The 21,366-nt window shown below is 74.0% G+C and carries 16 protein-coding genes; 6 read left to right on the forward strand and 10 right to left on the reverse strand.

What is annotated here, in order from left to right:
* Positions 1–75 precede the first annotated feature (75 nt).
* Positions 76–867 carry a metal-dependent hydrolase gene (locus tag ACZ66Z_RS18140; RefSeq protein WP_469935014.1) on the forward strand — a complete coding sequence of 264 codons (792 nt, stop codon included), beginning with the start codon at positions 76–78 and terminating at the stop codon, positions 865–867.
* 120 nt (positions 868–987) lie between these two features.
* The gene (locus ACZ66Z_RS18145) at positions 988–2,601 is read left to right on the forward strand and encodes a peptide-N4-asparagine amidase (protein ID WP_469935016.1); all 1,614 of its coding nucleotides are present in this window, start codon (positions 988–990) and stop codon (positions 2,599–2,601) included.
* A gap of 48 nt (positions 2,602–2,649) precedes the next feature.
* On the opposite strand, the gene ACZ66Z_RS18150 is transcribed toward ACZ66Z_RS18145, so the two are convergent.
* The 3 genes from ACZ66Z_RS18150 to ACZ66Z_RS18160 form a co-directional block, all read right to left on the reverse strand.
* On the reverse strand, positions 2,650–4,065 hold the full coding sequence (locus ACZ66Z_RS18150) for a Gfo/Idh/MocA family protein (protein WP_469935018.1): 1,416 nt from the start codon (positions 4,063–4,065) through the stop codon (positions 2,650–2,652).
* A 145-nt stretch (positions 4,066–4,210) separates the two neighbouring features.
* Positions 4,211–7,135: an FAD-binding and (Fe-S)-binding domain-containing protein gene (locus tag ACZ66Z_RS18155; protein WP_469935020.1), complete on the reverse strand. Its 2,925-nt coding sequence runs from the start codon at positions 7,133–7,135 to the stop codon at positions 4,211–4,213.
* Positions 7,136–7,173: 38 nt separating this feature from the next.
* Positions 7,174–7,635, reverse strand: coding sequence for a MarR family winged helix-turn-helix transcriptional regulator (locus ACZ66Z_RS18160; protein ID WP_469935022.1), 462 nt, complete (start codon positions 7,633–7,635; stop codon positions 7,174–7,176).
* An 87-nt stretch (positions 7,636–7,722) separates the two neighbouring features.
* Here ACZ66Z_RS18160 and ACZ66Z_RS18165 point away from each other — a divergent pair, with 87 nt between their 5' ends.
* Positions 7,723–9,567, forward strand: coding sequence for an ABC transporter ATP-binding protein (locus ACZ66Z_RS18165; RefSeq protein ID WP_469935024.1), 1,845 nt, complete (start codon positions 7,723–7,725; stop codon positions 9,565–9,567).
* 68 nt (positions 9,568–9,635) lie between these two features.
* Here the strand turns inward: ACZ66Z_RS18165 and ACZ66Z_RS18170 are convergent, their stop codons facing one another.
* The 5 genes from ACZ66Z_RS18170 to ACZ66Z_RS18190 all read right to left on the reverse strand — a co-directional run bounded on the left by ACZ66Z_RS18170 (position 9,636) and on the right by ACZ66Z_RS18190 (position 14,650).
* A complete protein-coding gene (locus tag ACZ66Z_RS18170) occupies positions 9,636–10,736 on the reverse strand; it encodes an NAD(P)-binding domain-containing protein (protein WP_469935026.1) in 1,101 nt (366 codons plus the stop codon).
* Between the two features lie 68 nt (positions 10,737–10,804).
* Positions 10,805–12,016 carry an LLM class flavin-dependent oxidoreductase gene (locus ACZ66Z_RS18175; protein ID WP_469935028.1) on the reverse strand — a complete coding sequence of 404 codons (1,212 nt, stop codon included), beginning with the start codon at positions 12,014–12,016 and terminating at the stop codon, positions 10,805–10,807.
* The gene (locus ACZ66Z_RS18180; RefSeq protein WP_469935030.1) at positions 12,013–13,047 is read right to left on the reverse strand and encodes an ABC transporter substrate-binding protein; all 1,035 of its coding nucleotides are present in this window, start codon (positions 13,045–13,047) and stop codon (positions 12,013–12,015) included. Before ACZ66Z_RS18180 ends, ACZ66Z_RS18175 begins: the two co-directional genes overlap by 4 nt.
* Before the next feature lie 35 nt (positions 13,048–13,082).
* On the reverse strand, positions 13,083–13,817 hold the full coding sequence (locus tag ACZ66Z_RS18185; protein ID WP_469935032.1) for an ABC transporter ATP-binding protein: 735 nt from the start codon (positions 13,815–13,817) through the stop codon (positions 13,083–13,085).
* Positions 13,790–14,650: an ABC transporter permease gene (locus ACZ66Z_RS18190; protein WP_469935034.1), complete on the reverse strand. Its 861-nt coding sequence runs from the start codon at positions 14,648–14,650 to the stop codon at positions 13,790–13,792. Before ACZ66Z_RS18190 ends, ACZ66Z_RS18185 begins: the two co-directional genes overlap by 28 nt.
* A gap of 460 nt (positions 14,651–15,110) precedes the next feature.
* On the opposite strand from ACZ66Z_RS18190, the gene ACZ66Z_RS18195 reads away from it, so the two are divergent.
* On the forward strand, positions 15,111–17,123 hold the full coding sequence (locus ACZ66Z_RS18195) for a prolyl oligopeptidase family serine peptidase (RefSeq protein ID WP_469935036.1): 2,013 nt from the start codon (positions 15,111–15,113) through the stop codon (positions 17,121–17,123).
* 8 nt (positions 17,124–17,131) lie between these two features.
* Here the strand turns inward: ACZ66Z_RS18195 and ACZ66Z_RS18200 are convergent, their stop codons facing one another.
* Complete coding sequence (locus tag ACZ66Z_RS18200) at positions 17,132–18,115, reverse strand: LuxR family transcriptional regulator (RefSeq protein ID WP_469935038.1); 984 nt, start codon at positions 18,113–18,115, stop codon at positions 17,132–17,134.
* Between the two features lie 159 nt (positions 18,116–18,274).
* Between ACZ66Z_RS18200 and ACZ66Z_RS18205 the strand changes: the two genes are divergently transcribed.
* A complete protein-coding gene (locus ACZ66Z_RS18205) occupies positions 18,275–19,687 on the forward strand; it encodes an aminopeptidase P family protein (RefSeq protein ID WP_469935040.1) in 1,413 nt (470 codons plus the stop codon).
* A gap of 207 nt (positions 19,688–19,894) precedes the next feature.
* On the forward strand, positions 19,895–20,488 hold the full coding sequence (locus ACZ66Z_RS18210; RefSeq protein WP_469935042.1) for an STAS domain-containing protein: 594 nt from the start codon (positions 19,895–19,897) through the stop codon (positions 20,486–20,488).
* 281 nt (positions 20,489–20,769) lie between these two features.
* On the opposite strand, the gene ACZ66Z_RS18215 is transcribed toward ACZ66Z_RS18210, so the two are convergent.
* Positions 20,770–21,204, reverse strand: coding sequence for a GNAT family N-acetyltransferase (locus ACZ66Z_RS18215; protein ID WP_469935044.1), 435 nt, complete (start codon positions 21,202–21,204; stop codon positions 20,770–20,772).
* Positions 21,205–21,366 lie beyond the last annotated feature (162 nt).

Here is a 21,366-nt window from a genome sequence, read left to right on the forward strand (position 1 = left end):
ATCACGGACGGTAGGCTCGTCCGTCGACCGGTCGTCAACTGAGCGCCGGCAGGGGAGAAACGGGGCGGGGCAACCATGATGGGACCGGCGCACTCGCTGTCCGGAGCGGCCGCCTGGCTGGGCGTCGGAGCGGCCGCGGCGGCCTTCGACCGTCCCATGCCGTGGCCGGTCCTCGTCGCGGGCGCGCTCATCTGCGCGGGCGCGGCCCTCGCGCCCGACCTCGACCACAAGTCGGCGACCATCTCCCGCGCCTTCGGTCCGGTCTCCCGGGGCCTCTGCGAGATCGTCGACAAGCTCTCGTACGCCGTCTACAAGGCGACCCGCTCCTCCGCCGACCCCCGCAGGTCCGGCGGGCACCGGACCCTGACCCACACCTGGCTCTGGGCGGTCCTGATCGGCGCCGGGGCCTCCGTCGCGGCGGTCACCGGCGGCCGCTGGGCCGTCCTCGCGATCCTCTTCGTGCACCTGGTCCTCGCCGTGGAGGGCCTGCTGTGGCGGGCCGCCCGGATGTCCAGCGACGTCCTGGTCTGGCTGCTCGGCGCCGCCGGCGCCTGGATCCTCGCGGGGGTCCTCGACCAGCCCGGCAACGGCTCGGACTGGCTCTTCACCGGCCCCGGCCAGGAGTACCTGTGGCTGGGCCTGCCCATCGTCCTCGGTGCCCTCGTGCACGACGTCGGCGACGCCCTGACCGTCTCGGGCTGCCCGATCCTGTGGCCCATCCCCGTCGGCCGCAAGCGCTGGTACCCGATCGGCCCGCCCAAGGGCATGCGCTTCCGGGCCGGCAGCTGGGTCGAGCTCAAGGTCCTGATGCCCGCCTTCATGCTCCTGGGCGGCGTCGGCGGAGCCTCGGCGCTCGGCTTCCTCTAGGAAGCGCCCGGCCGGGAAGCGCCCGCCGCGTCATCGGTTCCCCCATCGGGGAACAGATCGCGCCACGTCCGTTCATCGTCCTCTGGACCGCGGCGCGGGACCGCGCTTCACTTCCGCCCCATGAGACCACTCAAGATCACGAGCGTGATCGGCGGTCTGGTGCTCGCCGCCGGCGCGCTGCTCACCGCCCACCCGGCCGCCGCCGACGGTCCGACCGGCCCGACGCCCCCCGCCGAGTTCACCACCGACTGGCACGACCCGGTCACCGCCGCCCCGCCCGTCGCCACCCCCGGCACCCGCACCTGCGAGGTCACCCTCGCCGCCGCGCAGTTCCGCGACTTCACCCCGTACCGGGGGCGCTACGCCCCGCCGAAGGCGTGCGGCCCGGACACCCGCTGGAACAAGGTCGTCCTGCGCCTCGACGGACGGGTCAAGGGCCGCCAGTACGACCGCCTCGGCCACCTCTCCCTCGGCGGCGTCGAGATCCTGCGGACCTCCACCCCCGAGCCCTCTCCCGACGGCATCGCCTGGTCCGTCGAGAAGGACGTCACCCGCTACCGGGACGCGCTCAGCCGCCCGCAGTCCGTCGAGATGCTCATCGGCAACGTCGTCGACGAGACGTACACCGGCGTCATCGACGTCCGCGTGACCCTCACCTTCCACGTCGCCGAGGGCCGCGTGAAGCCCGCCGCCGGCACCCCCGACCGGGTCGTCCCGCTCACCGGCGCCACCCTCACCACCCCGCGCAACACCGAGCGCGTCCTCGCCGAGGTGTACGCCACCGGCTCCGGCGGCGGCTGCGAGGAGTTCTGGTACCTCACCGTCCCCGACGCCGCCCCCTACTCCTGCAAGGCCACCGACGGCCCCTACCGGGAGGTGCGGATCTCCGTCGACGGGAAGCTCGCCGGCATCGCGGCCCCCTTCCCGCACGTGTGGACCGGCGGCTGGTCCAACCCCTTCCTCTGGTACGTGACGCCCGCGCCGCGCGCCTTCGACGTGCGGCCGATCGTCTACGACCTCACGCCGTTCGCGGCCCTGCTCAACGACGGCGCGGCCCATCGCGTCGAGGTGTCCGTCGCCGGCGTCCCCGCCGGACAGTCCGGCTGGAGCGTCCCCGCCAACGTGCTCCTCTGGCAGGACGAGGGCAGCGAGGTCGTCACCGGCGCCCTGGACCGGCACGCGTTCGGCACCCCGCGCAACTCCGCCGTGCACACCGCCGGTTCGCCGGACGTCCTGGAGACCACGGGCGGCGACACGCTCACCGTCGCCGGCCACCTGAACACCTCGCACGGCCGCGTCGCGACGACCGTCACCCGTACCGTCGACCACCGCTCCACCCACCGCTGGGGCGCCGACGAGAACCCGGACGCGCTGACCGCCCGCTGGACCGACGACGAGACCGTGACCGTCGGCCGGACCGCGACCCGCACCCGGCGCGCGTACACCATGGACGGCGAGATCTCCGTCGACGGCGCGAACCGCCTGCGGACCGTCCTCACCGTCGGCGACCGCGCGGCCGTCGACGTCGTCCGGGGCGGCGAGCGGCTGTCCTGGTCGCGCCTGGACGACACGTACACCGGCGACGCCTCCTTCGACCTCGGCGTCCCCCGCGAGCAGCGGCACGCGCTCGGCACCGGCACCGAGCGCTACCGCCTGTACGGCTCCGACGGCTGCTACGACCGGAGCCTGACGTCCGTCCAGGGCACGGTCACCGAGGACCTGCGGCGCTGCTGAGCGCAAGGGCCGCCCGTCCCCGTCACGGGGCCGGGCGGCGCCCCCGCGTCAGACCGGCTTCGCGGAGTCCACGCCCGAGCGGGCCCCGCGCCACTCGCCGCGGGTGAAGTCGGGGATCTCCTGCGGCGCGCCGTCCGCCTTGATCGAGGCGTGGCTCAGCGGCACGGGAGCCGTCCAGGTGGCGGCGTCGTACACGTCGAAGTCCGGCGGAAGACCCAGCTGGAGACACTGCATCAGACGGAAGACCATGAGGTAGTCCATGCCGCCGTGGGCCCCCGGCGGGTCGGCGTGCTCCTTCCACAGCCAGTGGTCGAACTCGGCCGCGTACGCCGAGAAGTCGCCCCACTCGTCGTCCTTGTGGTCCGGCTCCAGATAGATCCGGGCCGGGTAGTCCTCGAAGATCCCCCGCGTGCCGCCGAGGCTGTTGACCCTGCTGTACGGGTGCGGGGTGGAGACGTCGTGCTCCAGACGGATCAGCCGCCCCTTGGCCGTCCTGACCATGCTGACCGTCCGGTCGCTCTCGACGTACGTCTCCTTCCAGCTCGGGTCGCCGGACGGCACGTGCGCCGCCCGGTACTCGGCGAGACCGAGGGCCGGGGTGCCGAAGCTGCTGATGCTCACCGCCCGGTCGCCCCGGTTCACGTCCATGTAGTTGGCGACCGGCCCGAAGCCGTGGTTCGGGTAGAGGTCCCCGCGCAGCCGCGTGTGCCACAGCCGGCGCCAGGGCCCCTCGTAGTACGTCGGCGAGAACAGCAGGGCGCGCAGGTCGTGCTGGTACGCCCCCGCGCCGTGCAGCAGCTCCCCGAACCTCCCCGCGTGCGCCATCCGCAGCACCCGCATCTCGTTCCGCCCGTAGCAGCAGTTCTCCATCTGCACGCAGTGGCGGCGGGTCTGCTCCGACAGGTCGACCAGCTCCCACAGCTCGGCGAGCTCCATCGCGACCGGACACTCCACACCGACGTGCTTGCCGCCCAGCATCGCCGACCGGGCGATCGCGAAGTGGGTCTCCCAGGGGGTCGCCACGTACACGAAGTCGAGGTCCGCGCGGGTGCAGAGGTTCTCGTAGTCCTCCTCGCCACGGGTGTACAGGGCGGGGGCGGGGCGGCCGGCGGCCACGACGGTCGCGGCGGCCCGCTCGGCCTTCTCGCGCACCGGGTCGCAGACGGCGACCACCCGGACCCAGGGCAGGGCGAGGAAGTTGCCGATCATGCCGGCACCGCGGTTGCCGAGCCCGACGAGGCCGACCCGGACCGTGGAACGGCCCTCGAACGGGACCCCGGCCATGGTCGCGCCCCGGCGCCGCGGCACGGCCGCGGCCTCCGGTCGGGCGGCGGGAGGGGGTCCGGTGGCGGCCCGGGCGGTCCGCCCGCCCCCTGCGGCGATGCCGAGTCCGGCCCCGGCCGCTCCCGCGGTGGTCCTGAGGACCGTGCGGCGGCTCGCGGGGCGCGGTGTCTGGTCGTCCATGGGGCCTCCCTGCTGACGGGTGGTTGGACTGTACTGTTCCGGTTCCCCCGCCGAGCCGCACCGGCCGTGGATGATCACCCGAACATACGAAGGGCCCTCACCGCACGGGGTGAGGGGCCCTTCGTGTGTTCGGACCGTCGGACGATCAGGGGCGAGTGGCGCGTTCCAGCGCGAGGAGCACCGAGCCGTAGCTCCGGCCCGTCGCCCGCTCCATCCCGATCTCGCACATCCGGTTGGCCGAGAGGTGCGCGTCGAACGGCCTGGCCGTGACCTCGGCCGCCTCGCGGGCCGTCGCCGAGGCCGTCAGCTCCGGATGCAGCATGCCCCGGTCACCGGCGAAGGCGCAGCAGCCCGCGTCGGCCGGGACGACGACCTCCTCCGCGCAGGCCCCGGCGAGCTCGGTGAGCTTCTCCTCGTCGCCCAGGTGCCGCATCGAGCACGTCGGATGGACCACGGCCGAGGCGACGCGGCGGCGCACCTCCAGCCGGGGGAGCAGTTCGTCCGCCGCCCACACGAGCGAGTCGAGCACGGTCAGTTCGGCGTGCAGGGCCCGGTTGTCCTCCGTCAGGTACGGCACCACCTCGTGCGCGACCCCCAGGGCGCACGAGGAGGCGTCCACCACGAGCGGCAGCCGCCCGCCGGCCGTCCACCCCCAGGCGGCCTCGACGATCCGGTTCGCCATCACCTCGTTGCCCCGCTCGTACCCCTTGGAGTGCCAGATCGTCGCGCAGCACGTGCCGGCCACGTCGTCCGGGATCCACACCGGCCGGCCGGCCCGCGCCGACACCGCGACGACGGCCTCCGGGAGCGAGGGCCCGCCCTCGCCCTCCGGACCGCCGAAGACGCGGTTGACGCAGGCCGGGTAGTAGACGGCGACCGCCGCCGGGCGGTGGGTGCGGGGCAGCCGCCGGGCCGCCGCACCCGGGATCTCCGGCAGCCACGCCGGTACGAGGTCGGGGCGGACGGCCCTGCGGGCGAGGCCCGTCAGCGGCCCCAGGACCCGGTCGCCGATCCGGTCCGCGGCGGCGACCGCGAGCCGCGCGGAGGCCTCCACCGCGCGGAAGTTCCGCGCGGCCAGGGCGGCGATCCGCTCCTCGCGCGCGGAGTGCCGCTCGTGCCGGAACTCCTTCATGAGCGCCCCCGTGTCGATCCCGACCGGGCAGGCCAGCTTGCAGGTGGAGTCGCCGGCGCAGGTGTCGACGGCGTCGTAGCCGTACGACTCCAGGAGCCGGGCCTCGACGGGGGAGCCGTCGGACTGGCGCATCATCTCCCGGCGCAGCACGATCCGCTGGCGCGGAGTGGTCGTCAGGTCGCTGCTGGGGCAGGTCGGTTCGCAGAACCCGCACTCGATGCAGGGATCGGCGGCCCGCTCCACGGTGGGGATCGTCTTCAGACCGCGCAGATGGGCCTGCGGGTCGCGGTCCAGGACGATCCGCGGGGCGAGCACGCCGGCGGGGTCGAGGGCCTCCTTGACCCGCCACATCAGATCGGTCGCCCGCGTCCCCCACTCCAGCTCCAGGAAGGGCGCGATGTTGCGGCCGGTGGCGTGTTCCGCCTTCAGCGAGCCGTCGAAGCGCTCCACGGTCAGCTTGCAGAACTCGTCCATGAAGGCCGCGTACCGCTGGACGTCGGACGGGTCGGCCGCGTCGAAGGCGAGCAGGAAGTGGAGGTTGCCGTGGGCCGCGTGGCCGGCCACGGCCGCGTCGAAGCCGTGCCGGGCCTGGAGGCCGAGCAGCGACTCGCAGGCCTCCGCGAGCCGCTCCGGCGGCACCGCGAAGTCCTCGGTGATCAGGGTCGTACCGGAGGCGCGGGAGCCGCCGACCGCCGCCACGAAGGCCCTCCGGGCCTTCCAGTAGCCGGAGATCCGCTTCGGGTCCCGGGTGAAGGCGTTCTCCACGGAGGCCACCGGGGCGACCAGGTCGAGGCCGGAGAGCACGGCCCCCGCCGCCCGCTCGTACGCGTCCAGGGCCGGTGCGTCCGGGGCCCGGAACTCCACCAGGAGCGCCGCCGACTCCTTCGGCAGCTCCGCCCAGTCGGCGGGCACGCCCGCCACCCTCACCGAGGCCCGCAGCGTGTTGCCGTCCATCAGCTCGACGGCGAGCGCCCCGGCCTCGTTGAACAGGGGCACGGCCGCGGCGGCGGCCGGCAGCGAGGGGAAGAGGAGCAGGGCCGTGGACACCTCCCGGTCCAGTGGCAGGGTGTCGAAGACGACCTCGGAGATGAAGCCGAAGGTGCCCTCGGAGCCGACCATCAGGCCGCGCAGGATCCGCACCGGGGTGTCGCCGTCGAGAAAGGCGTCGAGCCGGTAGCCGTTGGTGTTCTTGATGGTGTGCTTGGCGCGGATCCGCGCGGTCAGCGCGGTGTCCGCCTCGATCTCCGCCTTCAGGGCCATCAGCTCCGCGCACAGCCTCGGCTCGGCGCGCGCGAGCTCCTCGTCGGCGTCCGGGTCCGCCGTGTCGACCACGGTCCCGCTCGGCAGCACCACGGTCAGGGACGCGACGGTCCGGTACGAGTTCCGGGTGGTGCCGGCCGTCATCCCCGAGGCGTTGTTGGCGACGACGCCGCCGATCGTGCAGGCGACCGCGCTGGCCGGATCGGGCCCCAGGACCCGCCCGTACGGGGCGAGCGCGGCATTCGCCCGCACCACCGTGGTGCCGGGCCGGATCCGTGCCCGGGCCCCGCCGTCCAGGACCTCGACGCCCGACCAGTGGCGGCGCACGTCGACGAGGATGTCCTCGCCCTGCGCCTGTCCGTTGAGGCTGGTCCCGGCGGCCCGGAAGACCACCTCGCGGCCCTTGCCGTGGGCGTACGACAGGACGGCGGAGACGTCGTCGACGTCCTCGGCGACCACGACGACCTGCGGGACGAAGCGGTACGGGCTCGCGTCCGAGGCGTAGCGCACCAGGTCGGAGATCTTCGACAGGACCTTCCCCGGCCCGAGGAGCTCGGTGAGCTCCTCGCGCAGCCGCCGCGGCGTGCCCCGCGCCTGGAGCTCCGGCACGCGGTCCGGGGCGGGGGTCCGCTTCCTGCCGGGGCGCAGGGCCTGCGGGTTCGGCTCCAGCAGCGGCATGTCACGGCTCCCCTTCGGCGCGGCCCGCGCCCGACGGGTCAGCAGCCGCGCTCCGGGCCGGAGTCGACCAGGGCGGACAGCAGACCTTCGAGCACCTCGCGCTGTTCGACGGTCAATGGAGCAAGGATGTCCTCTGCGGCGGCCCGACGCGCGCTGCGCAGCTCGCGCAGCGTGGCGCGTCCCGCGTCGGTGAGCTCGATCCGCACCACCCGGCGGTTGCTCGGGTCGGGCACCCGGCGCACCCGGTCGCCCGCCTCCAGGCCGTCGACGAGACTGGTCACGGCCCTCGGGACGACCTCCAGGCGGGCCGCGAGGTCCGCCATCCGGGGCGGCTCCCCGAAGTGCGCGACCGTGCGCAGCAGCCGCGACTGGGCGGGGGTGATGCCGACCGGCTCCAGGTGGCGCTTCTGGATGCGGTGCAGGCGTCGGGTGAGCCGCAGCAGCTGCTCGGCGAGGAGCCCGTCGGTGTCGGTTCCGCCCAGTGGATCGGAGGTGCTCATGCGGGAACAATATCAGGACCTCGTTCATTGTGAGCATAGGTAACAGTGAGCTATGCTCCGATGGATCGCCTCTCTTCGAAGGAGCCCATGCGCCCCCACGACCCGTCCGACTGGACGCCCCCGCCCCGCGACTCCGGGCAGCCCAAGGAGCCCGCGCAGGTGCGGCGGATCCTGCGGCTCTTCCGCCCCTACCGCGCGCGCCTCGCGCTCGTCGGCCTCCTGGTCGGCGCCGCCTCGCTCGTGTCGGTCGCCTCGCCGTTCCTCCTCCGCGAGATCCTGGACACCGCGATCCCCCAGGGCCGCACCGGGCTGCTCAGCCTGCTGGCCCTCGGCATGATCGCCACCGCCGTCCTGACCAGCGTCTTCGGCGTGCTCCAGACCCTCATCTCGACCACCGTCGGCCAGCGCGTCATGCACGACCTGCGCACCGGGGTCTACGAGCAGCTCCAGCGGATGCCGCTCGCCTTCTTCACCCGCACGCGCACCGGCGAGGTCCAGTCCCGCATCGCCAACGACATCGGCGGCATGCAGGCGACCGTGACCTCCACGGCCACCTCCCTCGTCTCCAACCTCACCGCCGTCGTCGCGACCGTCGTCGCCATGCTCGCCCTCGACTGGCGCCTCACCCTCGTCTCGCTGCTCCTGCTGCCGGTCTTCGTCTGGATCAGCCGGCGCGTCGGCCGCGAGCGCAAGAAGATCACCACCCAGCGCCAGAAGCAGATGGCCGCCATGGCCGCGACCGTCACCGAGTCCCTCTCGGTCAGCGGCATCCTGCTCGGTCGCACCATGGGCCGCGCCGACTCCCTCACCCGGTCCTTCGCCGAGGAGTCCGAGCGCCTCGTCGACCTCGAAGTGCGCTCCTCCATGGCGGGGCGGTGGCGGATGTCCACCATCGGCATCGTCATGGCCGCCATGCCCGCCCTGATCTACTGGGCCGCCGGCATCGCCCTCGGCTCGGGCGGCTCGGAGATCTCGCTCGGCACGCTCGTCGCCTTCGTCTCGCTCCAGCAGGGCCTCTTCCGGCCCGCCGTCAGCCTGCTCTCCACCGGCGTGCAGGTGCAGACCTCCCTCGCGCTCTTCCAGCGCATCTTCGAGTACCTCGACCTGCCCGTCGACATCACCGAGCCCGAGGAGCCGGTCCGGCTCCCGGAGATCCGCGGCGAGGTCTCCTTCGAGAAGGTCGAGTTCCACTACGACCCCGAGGGGCAGGACCGCCCGACCCTGGACGGCATCGACCTGACCGTCCCCGCCGGCGGCAGCCTGGCCGTCGTCGGCCCCACCGGTTCCGGCAAGTCCACCCTCAGCTACCTGGTGCCCCGGCTGTACGACGTCACCGGCGGCCGCGTCACCCTCGACGGGGTCGACGTGCGGGACCTGGACTTCGACACCCTCGCCCGCGCCGTCGGAGTCGTCTCCCAGGAGACGTACCTCTTCCACGCCTCCGTCGCCGACAACCTCCGCTTCGCCAAGCCGGACGCCACCGACGAGGAGATGGAGGCGGCCGCGCGCGCCGCCCAGATCCACGAGCACATCGCCTCGCTCCCCGAGGGGTACGACACCCTCGTCGGCGAGCGCGGCTACCGCTTCTCGGGCGGCGAGAAGCAGCGCCTCGCCCTCGCGCGCACCATCCTGCGCGACCCGCCGGTGCTGATCCTCGACGAGGCGACCAGCGCCCTCGACACCCGGACCGAGCACGCCGTGCAGCGCGCCATCGACGCCCTGTCGGCCGGGCGCACCACCATCACCATCGCCCACCGGCTCTCCACCGTCCGTGACGCCGACCAGATCGTCGTCCTGGAGGCGGGCGGGATCGTCGAGCGCGGGACGCACGAGGAGCTGCTCGCCCGGGACGGGCGGTACGCGGCCCTGGTGCGCCGGGACGCCCGTACCGAACGGGCGAACGTGGGAGCGGTCGTTCCCCAGAACGTGTGATCGTTCCGGGATTCGTCGCCCGACCCCCTGGCGCAGGTGTCATGCGGGGAGCGGGAGCGCCGCGCGGTTCAGACGGTCGGCGCGGCGACCCGGTCGCGGCCGAGGAGGCGACGGACGTCGGAGGCGGCCGCGCGGCCGGCCCGGTTGGCACCGATCGTCGAGGCCGAGGGGCCGTAGCCGACGAGGTGGACGCGTTCGTCACGGACCGCGCGCGTGCCCTCCACCTGGATGCCGCCGCCCGGCTCGCGCAGCCGCAGCGGCGCCAGATGGTCGATCGCCGCCCGGAAACCGGTCGCCCACAGGATGACGTCCACGTCGACGGTCCGGCCGTCGTCCCAGGCCACCCCGGTCGGGGTGATCCGGTCGAACATCGGCAGCCGGTCCAGGATCCCGCGCGCGCGTGCGTCGCGGATCGCGTCGTTGAGCGGAAGCCCGGTGACCGAGACGACGCTCTGCGGCGGCAGTCCGCGCCGTACCCGGTCCTCGACCAGCGCGACGGCCGCGCGGCCCTCCGCCTCGCCGAAGGGGCCCTCGCGGTAGACGGGCTCGCGCCGGGTCGTCCAGAACGTCTCGGCGGCGACGTCCGCGATCTCCATGAGGTGCTGGGTGCCGGAGGCCCCGCCGCCCACGACGAGCACCCGCTTCCCGGCGAACTCCCCGGGACCCGGGTAGTCGGCGGTGTGCAGCTGACGGCCCCGGAACGTCTCCTGCCCGGGGTAGCGCGGCCAGAACGGACGGTCCCAGGTGCCCGTCGCGTTGATCAGGGCCCGGGTCGCGTACGCGCCCTCCGAGGTCTCGACCCGGAGCCGGCCGTCCTCGCCCTCCCGGACGGCCGTGACGTCGACGGGCCGGTGGACCCGCAGGTCGAACGTCCGCTCGTACGTGTCGAAGTACGCGCCGATCACCTCCGAGGAGGGGCGGGAGGGATCGGCCCCGGTCAGCTCCATGCCGGGCAGCGCGTGCATCCCGTGCACCTTGCCGTAGGTGAGGGAGGGCCACCGGAACTGCCAGGCACCGCCCGGGTCGGGCGCGTGGTCCAGGACGACGAAGTCCCGGTCCGGCTCCAGGCCGGTGCGCCGCAGGTGGAAGGCGGCGGAGAGCCCCGCCTGTCCGGCGCCGACGACGACGACGTCCACCGTCCTGACCTCTTCGAGCCCGAAATCGTTCACGCTTCCACCAACCGGGGCGGGGGCGGGGTTCTTCCCGCCCCCGCCGCGCCCCCGACCCGGGGTCCCGTCTACCGCCCGCCGGGCACGAGCAGCGGCGCGCCGCCCGGGGCCGAGGCCGGCCGCCCGTTCGCCGCCGGGACCCCGAGCAGCGGGGAGGCGGGCGCCGACGGCAGCAGCCCGCGCGCCGCCAGCTCGGGCGTCACGCCCTCGCCGAACCAGTACGCCTCCTCCAGGTGCGGATAGCCGGACAGCACGAAGTGCTCCACCCCCAGGGCGTGGTACTCCTCGATCCGGTCCGCCACATCGGCGTGGCTGCCGACCAGCGCGGTCCCCGCCCCGCCCCGTACCAGACCGACGCCCGCCCACAGGTTCGGCGAGATCTCCAGCCGATCGCGGTCGAGCGAACCGCCGCCGTGCAGCGCCAGCATCCGCTGCTGGCCGACCGACTCGCTCCGGCCGAGCAGCTCCTGCGCCGCGGCCACGGTCTCCGCGTCGAGGTCCGAGAGCAGTCGGTCGGCCGTCGCCCAGGCCTCGCGCGCCGAATCCCGCGAGATCGTGTGCAGCCGGATCCCGAACCGGACCTCCCGGCCCCGCTCCTCCGCGAGCCGCCGGATCCAGTCGATCTTCTCCTTCACCTGCCACGGGGGCTCGCCCCACGTCAGGTACACGTCCGCGTGCTCCGCGGCGACCGGACCGGCCGCAGCGGACGAGCCGCCGAAGAAGATCTCGGGCAGCGGGTCCGGCGGCAGCGCGGTGAGCCCGCCCTCGATCCGGAAGTGCTCGCCGTCGAAGTCGAACGGCCGCCCGCCCCACACGCCCCGCACCACCGAGAGGAACTCGGCCGTGCGCGCGTACCGCCGGTCGTGGTCGAGGTGGTCGCCGAAACGGCGCTGCTCCGCCGAGTCGCCGCCCGTCACGACGTTGAGCAGCAGCCGGCCCCGGGTGATCCGCTGGTACGTGGCCGCCATCTGGGCCGCCAGCACCGGCGAGATCACCCCCGGCCGGAACGCCACCAGGAACTTCAGCCGCTCGGTGTGCTGGGCCAGCGCGACCGTCGTCAGCCAGGCGTCCTCGCACCACGTGCCGGTCGGGGTCAGCACCGCCTCGAAGCCCAGCCGCTCGGCGGCCTTGGCGATCTGGACGAGATAGTCGATGTCGGGCGCGCGCACCCCGGACACGGCCCGGTCCCGGGTGATCCCGCCGTCCGTGTAGGCGTGCCGGTCGACGAGGGTCCGGCCGTCGCCGCCGGTCGGCAGGAACCAGTGCAGGTGGACGGTCATCGTGAGGCCTTTCCGTAGCTGCGCGCCGGGGTGGTGGACGGCGGCAGGTCCTTGTTGAAGCGGGTGTCGACGTAGTCGGCGAAGCGGAACGCGCGGGGGACGAGCTTCAGCGCGACGAAGGTGTCGGCGATCCGCTGCTCGGAGGCGATCGCCGCGTCGTCGAGGGCGACGGGGATCCGGGTCCCGTTGCTGCGCTTCACGGCGGCCAGCGCCACCTCGTACGGCAGCCCGGTCTCCTTCGACCAGACCTTCGCCCACTCCTCGGGGTGCTCGAACACCCAGCCCTGGGCGCGGCGCAGCCGCTCGACGAAGTCGCCGATCGCCTTCGCCTTCTCCTCGTCGGCCAGCGCCGAGGGGGCGGCGACCTGGAAGCCGAGGCCGTTGACGACGCCCCGCCCGTCGGCCAGCACCCGGCCCTTGCCGCTCAGCAGGACCTGGGAGGTGTACGGGTCCCAGACCGCCCAGGCGTCGACCTTGCCGCCGTTGAACGCGGCCAGGGCGTCGGCCGGCTGCAACAGGCTGACCCGGACGTCGTCCAGGCCGAGCCCGGCCCGCCGGAGCGAGGCGATCAGCTGGAAGTGGGCGGAGCTCCCCTGGGCGACGGCGATCCGCTTCCCCTTCAGGTCCCGGGCGGTGCGCAGCGGCGAGTCCTTCGGGACGAGGATCGTCTCGCCCGCGGAGTCGCCGTGCGTCGCGGCGACCACGGTGATCCTCGACCCGGCACCGGCGGCGAAGACGGGCGGGGTGTTGCCGACGGAGCCGACGTCGACGGCTCTGGCGTTCACCGCTTCGAGGAGCGGTGGACCGGAGGTGAACGTCGACCACCTCACCCGGTACGGGAGGCCGTCGAGCTCACCGGCGGCGCGCAGCAGGGCCTCGGAACCGCCCTTCTGGTCACCGACGTTCAGGACCAGGGAGCCCTTGCCGTCGGAGTTCGAGACGTCGCCGGCGGCGGAGGCGCCGGAGCAGGCGGAGACGAGCAGGGCGAGCGGCACGAGCAGCGCCGCGGCGGACGGACGGAAGGACTTCACGGATGTCTCCTCGGGGAGTGGTGGGGGTGCATCGGTCAGGCCGTCGCGTTTCCCGCGAACAGACCCTCTTCGACGCCGAGTTCGGCGAGCAGCCGGGTGCGGAGCGCGGCGAGCGCGGGGTCTCCGGGGGAGCGGGGGCGGTCGAGGTCGACGGCGGTGTCGTACGCGATCACGCCGTCCCGCATCACCAGCGCGCGGTCCGCGAGCAGCAGTGCCTCGTCGACGTCGTGCGTGACGAGCAGGACCGTGCAGCCGCGCCGCTGCCACAGCTCGGCCACGAGTCGCTGGGCCTTGAGCCGCGTCAGCGCGTCGAGCGCGCCGAACGGCTCGTCGAGCAGCAGCAGATCCGGGTTCCGTACCAACGCCCTCGCGAGCGAGGCGCGTTGGGCCTCGCCGCCCGACAGGGTCTTCGGCCAGGCCCCCGAGCGGTGGGCGAGCCCCACCTCCGCGAGCGCCTTCTCCGCCACCGCCCGGTCGGGCGCACCCGGCAGTCCGAGCAGCACGTTCCGCCAGACCTTCTTCCAGGGCATCAGGCGCGGCGCCTGGAAGGCGACCGCGCGGCGGCGCGGCACGAGGACCGTGCCGGAGATCTCCCGGTCGAGGCCCGCGAGGACCCGCAGGAGGGTCGACTTGCCGCAGCCGCTGTGTCCGAGCAGCGCGGTGAACTGGCCCGCGCGCAGGGTCAGATCGAGCCCGTCGACGACGGGGCGCCCGTCGAAGGAGCGGGTGAGGTCCTGGACGGTCACTGCCCCGTGAAGGTCGGTCGCCATTGCAGCAGCAGCCTTTCGAGAGTACGGACGAGGGCGTCGGCGAGCAGGCCGAGGAAGGCGTAGACGACCAGGCAGACGACGATCACGTCCGTGCGGAAGAACTCCCGCGCCTGGTTCATGAGGAAGCCGATCCCGGCGTCGGCGTTGATGGACTCGCCGAAGACCAGCGCGAGCCAGGCCGTGGCCAGGGAGTAGCGCAATCCCGTCATGGCGCCGGGCAGCGCGCCCGGCAGGACGACGTGCCGGACCAGGCCCCATCGCCCGAGCCCCAGGGACTCGCCCGCCTCGACGAGCCGGGCGTCGACGCCCCGGATCCCGGCGTACACGTTCAGATAGAGGTGGAAGGCGACACCGAGGGCGATCAGCGCCACCTTGGGCGCCTCCCCGATGCCCAGCCAGATGATGAACAGCGGGATGAGCCCGACCCACGGCACCGTCCGCAGCATCTGCACGGGAGCGTCGACCAGGTCCTCCCCGAGCCGCGAGAGCCCGGACGCCAGGGCGAGCGCGATCCCCACCACCCCGCCGAGCAGCAGTCCCACGGCGACCCGGCGCAACGAGACGCCCATCGCGGTCGGCAGCGTCCCGTCGCCGACCAGCTCGCCGGCGGCCCGGGCGATGGTCCCCGGCGAGGCCAGTACGTCCGGCGGCAGCACCCCCGCCGCACTGCACGACTGCCAGAGGAGGAGCAGCAGCACCGGGCCCGCGGTCCGGCGCAGCCAGCGAGGAACGGCCGGGCCGCGACCGGGCCGCCGTGCGGGAGTCAGGGGCTCGACATCCGGCAAAGGCGATATGTCGGGCGAAGAGGCGGGAGGGGCGTGGTCGACCGTCATGACGGACTCCGGGGGAGAGGGAGGTGAAGGTACGCCTCAGCGGCCGTGGGCGCGGAGCGGGCACGCGCGCACGGCGATCAGGGCGTCAGGGATGTGAGGAGCGTGAAGGGGCGTCAGCGACCGCGGCGACACGCGGCGGAGGCCACCCGCAGCAGGTCGATGTGACCGCGCGTGGTGAGCAGGGCTGTACGCAACATGGCGCGAACGTAGCGGCCGTCACGCCCCGGGTCAACGGCGTCTCGGACCCTGGACGCACGGCCTCCCCGGCCGGCTCCTCCGGAGCGGGTGGTCCGGGCGGGACCCCGGCAAGGCCTCCCGTACTCCTCCGCCGCCCTCGGCGACGGCGTCCCGGCCGCCCTGACCCGGGGCCCGTCGGCCGGTGCCCTCGCCACCGCGGTGCTCCGGCTCTCCCGGTGGGGCGGGCCGAACCCCGACGCGACCGGGCCTGCACAATACGGGGATGAGCGATGACGACCCGTACCTGTGGCTGGAAGACATCTCCGGTGAGGCCGCCCTCGCATGGGTGGCCGAGCGGAACGCCGAGACGGCGGACGTGCTGGTCGCCGACGCCGGGTTCGCCCCGCTGAAGGCGCGCCTGAGGGAGGTGCTCGACGCCTCGGACCGCATCCCGTACACCGTGCGGCGCGGCGCACACCTCTACAACTTCTGGCGCGACGCCCGGCACGTGCGCGGGGTGTGGCGGCGCACGACCCTGGAGCAGTACCGCAAGGACGAACCCGCGTGGGAGGTCCTCCTCGACGTCGACGCGCTCGCCGCCGCGGAGGGCGAGAAGTGGGTGTGGGACGGGGCGCAGGTGCGGCGTCCCGCGTACGACCGGGCGCTGGTGCGGCTCTCCCGGGACGGCGGCGACGCCGTCGTGGTCCGCGAATACGACCTGGGGACACGGGAGTTCGTCGCGGACGGCTTCGCGGTGCCGGAGGCGAAGACGCGGATCGACTGGATCGACGCCGACACCGTCTTCGTCGGTACGGACACCGGACCGGGCTCGCTCACCGACTCCGGCTACCCGCGCACCGTCCGGCGGTGGCGGCGCGGCACGCCGATCGAGGAGTCCGAGCTCGTCTACGAGGCCGAGGACACCGACGTGTCGGCCTGGGGGTACCACGACGACACGCCCGGCCACGAGCGGGACTTCGTCGGCCGCTCACTGGACTTCTTCCGCAGCGAGACGTACCTCCTGGAGCCCGACGGCACGCCCGTGCGCGTCGACGTCCCCGAGGACGCGGACGTCGACGCGCACCGCGGGCACCTGCTCGTCACCCTGAAGTCCGACTGGCTGGGGCAGCCCAGCGGCTCCCTCCTCGCCTTCGGCTTCGACGCCTTCCTCGCGGGCGACCGCACCCCCGAGGTGCTCTTCACCCCGGACGCGCGGACGGCCCTCGCCGGACACTGCTGGACCCGGCACCACCTGATCCTGGAGACGATGCGGGACGTCAGCGCCCACATCGAGGTCCTCACCCCGGGCCGCGACGGCGCCGGCTGGACGCGCACCCCGCTCGTCGGCGTCCCGCCGCTGTCCGCCGTCGGCGTCGTGGACACGGACCCGGACGTCTCCGACGAGTACTTCCTCGACGTCTCCGGCTTCCTCCAGCCCTCCAGCCTCCACCGCGGGCACATCGGTGCCGACACGGAGGTCCTCAAGCAGGCCCCGGACCGCTTCGACACCGCCGGTCTCACGGTGGAGCAGCACTTCGCGACGTCCCCCGACGGCACCCGCGTGCCCTACTTCGTCATCGGCCCCGACCACGCCGTCACCGGGCCCGGCCCCACCCTGCTCTACGGCTACGGAGGTTTCGAGGTCTCCCTCACCCCCTTCTACGGCGCCGTCACCGGCCGGGCGTGGCTGGAGGGCGGCGGCACGTACGTCATCGCGAACATCCGGGGCGGCGGCGAGTACGGCCCCGACTGGCACCAGGCCGCGCTGGGCGCCCACCGGCCGCGGGCCTTCGAGGACTTCGCGGCCGTCGCCGAGGACCTCGTCGCGCGGGGCGTCACCACACCGGACCGGCTCGCCGCCTCGGGCGGCAGCAACGGCGGCCTGCTCATGGGCGCGATGCTCACCCGGTACCCGGAGCTCTTCGGAGCGATCGTCGCGCAGGTCCCGCTGCTCGACATGACCCGCTTCCACAAGCTCCTCGCGGGCGCGTCCTGGATCGCCGAGTACGGCGACCCCGACGATCCGGCCGACCTCGCCCACCTGCGCGAGCTCTCCCCGTACCACCGGATCGCCGCCGACCGGGCCTATCCGCCGGTGCTCCTGATGACCTCCACCCGCGACGACCGCGTCCACCCCGGCCACGCGCGCAAGACGGCGGCGCGGCTGCGGGAACTCGGCCACCCCGTGCTGTTCCACGAGAACACCGGCGGCGGCCACGCGGGCGCCGGGGACAACGAACAGGCCGCCCACAACAGCGCCCTCGTGCACACCTTCCTCCGGCGGCACCTGACCTGACCCGCCCGTCACAGCCATCCCTGGCGCTGCGCCTGCAGCGCCATCTGGAAGCGGCTCGTGGCGCCCAACCGGGCCATGAGGACCTGGATCCGGCGGAAGAGCGTGCGGCGGCTGACCCCGATCTCCCGGGCGACGACCTCGTCGCTCGCGCCGCCCGCGAGCAGCCGCAGCAGCCGTCGGTCGGCCGGCAGCAGCCCGGCCGGCCGGACGGAACGGCCGTGCAGCGGCAGCGCGCTCTGCCAGGCCTGCTCGAACAGCGCCACGAGCGCCGACAGCAGGCCGCACGGCTGCACCACCAGCATGCTGTTGTGCACGTCGGCCTCCTTGATGGAGAGCGAGACCATGGCGTACGCCTCGTCGATGATCACCAGCTTCACCGGCACCGACGGCAGCACCCGCGCCTGCTCGCCCGCCTCCACGCACGGCTCGATCGACTCCTCCAGCTGCCCCGGGTGCTCCAGCGACGCCTGCGAGTAGACGACCCGCTGGGTCACCCCGCGCGCCAGGGTCGCGAGGGCGTCGTCGGTGGCGCTCGGCAGCGGGAAGTACGGGGGAGAGTCCAGCTGCCGGATCTCCTCGCGCGCGCTGGCCCAGGCGTGCCGCATGCGGGGGCCCACCGCGTCCCCCGTCACCACCTCGACGAGATCGTCGTGGTACGCGGCGAGCCGCTGCCGCCGGAAGGACTCGAAGGCCCCGCCGACGGTGATCCGCGACTCGTCGAGCTCGGCCGCCCGGTGCCGTCCCAGGATCTCCAGGCCCGCCGCGGGCGGCACCGGAGCCACCGGGTCCGGGTCCTGCCCGGCGGGACTCGCCAGGCCCGCGTCGACCAGTTCCCCGTACGCCGCGGACAGCTCCGCACCGTCGAGACCGGCCGCGGAACCGATGGCGCCCAGGGGCGCGGGACCGAGGTCCAGGAGCCGGACGTAGACCCGGCGGGCCTCGGCGCCGATCCCGAGCAGCCGGAGTGCCTCACCGAGCTTCGCGTTCGCCATGGACCGCATTATCGACCCGCCCCGGCCGCCCCCGCCGCCCGGGTGTGGCCGATCCGTGCCACTGGCCGATCCGGGCACCCGGCGTGCCCGGGACGGAGTACCGTCCGGGGGCCGTCGACGAGCGGCGGCCGAGAATGTACGCGGAAGAAGGTGCAGGACGTGGCGAAGGGTCGCAAGAACGGCCTCTACAACGGCGTCTCCGAGGAGCTCTCCGCTCTGATGAGGACGGGGTGGGCGGACACCGAGCGGCACGATCTCGAACCGGCCGGGCAGGCGCCGTACGCGGCCCGCCGCCGCGCCGCGCTCTCCGCCCTCTTTCCCGGCGAGCGCCTGATCGTCCCCTCGGGGAACCTCAAGTACCGCTCCAACGACGACACCTACCCGTTCCGCCCGTACTCCGGCTACGTGCACATGACCGGCGACCAGGCCCGGGACGGCGCGCTCGTCCTGGAGCCCCGCGCCGACGGCGGCCACGACGCCTCCTGCTACCAGCTGCCCCGCGACAGCCGGGACGACGACGAGTTCTGGATCGGCTACACGGCCGAGCTGTGGATGGGCCGCCGCCGCTCCCTCGCCGAGTCCGCGACCGTCCTCGGGCTGCCCTGCCGCGACGTCCGCACCCTCACCGAGGACCTGGCCGCCGGCTCCGGCGTCCCGACCCGGATCGTCCGCGGCATCGACCCCGCCCTCGAAGCCGCCGTCACCACCGACGAGGAGCGCGACCTGGAGCTGGAGGGCGCGCTCGGCGACCTCCGCCTCGTCAAGGACGAGTGGGAGATCGGCGAGATGCGCAAGGCGGTGGACTCCACCGTGCGCGGCTTCACCGACTGCGTCGCCGAACTCTCCCGGGCGATCGCCTCGTCCGAGCGGTGGATCGAGGGCACCTTCTTCCGCCGCGCCCGGCTGGAGGGCAACCACGTCGGCTACGGCTCGATCTGCGCCGCCGGCGACCACGCCACGATCATGCACTGGACGGACAACGACGGCCCGGTGCGCCCCGGAGAGCTGCTCCTCCTCGACGCCGGCGTGGAGACCCACTCCCTCTACACCGCCGACGTCACCCGCACGCTCCCCATCAGCGGCACCTTCACCCCGGTCCAGCGCCAGGTGTACGACGCGGTGTACGAGGCCCAGGAGGCGGGCATGGCGGCGGTGAAGCCGGGTGCCCCGTACCGCGACTTCCACGAGGCGTCCCAGCGCCACCTGGCGGCGCGGCTCGTCGAGTGGGGCTTCATCGAGGGCCCCGTCGACCGCGCGTACGAGCTCGGCCTCCAGCGCCGCTTCACCATGGCGGGCACCGGCCACATGCTCGGCCTGGACGTCCACGACTGCGCGCAGGCCCGCACGGAGGGGTACGTCGACGGCGTCCTGGAGCCGGGCATGGTGCTCACGGTGGAGCCCGGCCTGTACTTCCAGCCGGACGACCTGACCGTGCCCGAGGAGTGGCGCGGCATCGGCGTCCGGATCGAGGACGACCTGGTCGTCACCGAGGAGGGCCACGAGAACCTGTCGGCCGGTCTGCCGCGCTCCTCGGCCGAGGTCGAGGCGTGGATGGCCCGGTTCGCGGGCTGAGGCGCCGTCCCGTGCGGGAGGGGCCGGCCGCGCGGCCGGCCCCTCCCGCCGTCTCCGGACGCACGTCCGGGCCGCGCGTGCCCGAACGAGGGTCAGAGGGACGGATCTTCACCGGTTCAGGTGACAGCGGTCGAGGTGAAACGTCCCTCCCGACGAGGGGGCGGCCACGCTCGACGTGACACATGGAGCCACCCTGTGGAGCGTCCGATGCAGCTGATCCCCCGTCACGACCCGTACCTCGTCGTCCACTCGGCCGACGGAACCACGGTCGCCGCCCTCCGGGGCGAACTCGACCTCGTCCTGGTGCGGCACCTGCGGCCCGAGCTCGACGCCCTCGTCCGGGAGTCCGACGCCCTGACCGTCGACGTCCGGCGCCTCTCCTTCTGCGACGCCACGGGCCTGGGGCTCCTCGCCCACTGCGCCGGGTGCGTGCGCCGGCGCGGTGCGCGCTGGCGGCTCGTCTGCGACCAGCCGTGGATCCTGCGACTCATCCGGCTGACCGAACTGACCGACGTCCTCCGCCCCGAGCCGGGACCCCCGGACTTCCTGGACCGGCCGGACCCGCTCGACCAGTTGGGGCTGCTGGACCGGCCGGGTCCGCTCGACCAGTTGGGGCCGCTCGACCTGCCGGCCCTGCTCGGTCAGCAGGGCCTGCTCGATCGGCCGGGTCCGCTCGACCGGCCGGGTCCGGCGGTCCGGCCGGAGCCCCTCGATCCGCCGCGTCCGGACGGCGGGCCCGTCCCGCCCGGGTCTGCGGTCCCGCTGCCGTCCGAGCCCGGCGCGACGCGTCCCGTCCCGTAGACGGCGGACGCCCCCCGAACGCCTTCGTGCCCTTCGTGCGGCGGCCGGTTCACGACAGCGGCGACGGTCCCGCGTCTGGGCGCGAAGCGTCCGGGGGGCGGTGCCCGCGATCCGCCGGAACGGGCGGTTCGGGGGCGACGAACTCCCGGAGGGGGAGCGGGGCGCCGTCGCGGGCGGTGGGCAGGCCGCCCGCCCCGCCGGACATCTGCCGTTCGCGCACGGCGGCACGCCCTGCGGGGGCGCGGCCGGCGGGGCGCGTGTCCTCTCAGGTCAGGGCCGCCTCAGGTCAGGGCCGCCGAGAAGTGCAGTGCCGAGATCGTCAGGTGGTGGGAGTGGTAGAAGCGGTGCGCCGCTTGGTTGGCGGTGCCCGAGTCCAGTTCCACGCGGGCGCAGTCCACCTCCCGGGCCCGGGCCTTGAGTGCCTCCAGGAGCAGTGCGCCCACGCCGCCCCCTCGGCGGTCGGGGTGGGTGACCAGGTCGTCGACGAAGAAGACCCGGCCGCGGCTCGTCGCCAGGACGCGGTGGGTGGCCGCCGCCAGGGCGTGGTCCGCGGCGTCGTACGCCACGGTGAAGACCAGGCCCTGGTCGTGCGCCTCCCGGGCGAAGGCCGTGAACGCCTCCGCCGACAGGGCGGGGCGCAGGGCGCGGATCAAGGGTTCGACGTCCGTGCTCATGCGCGGGTCGTCGGGCGTCACGTCCCGCAGGGTGATCGTCATGGCGCAGAGGCTAGTGACGAGGGGGGGGAGCCGTGGGCGGGAACGGCGGCGGCGACATGACGGATCAGGGCCCCGTCGGCGGGGACTTGACGGACCCGGCGGAGGAGGTGACGGACCCTTCGCGGCGGGCCCGGCGGCTCTGGGAGGAGCCCCCGTCCCGCG

The sequence above is a fragment of the Streptomyces sp. NPDC107498 genome (assembly GCF_055582805.1).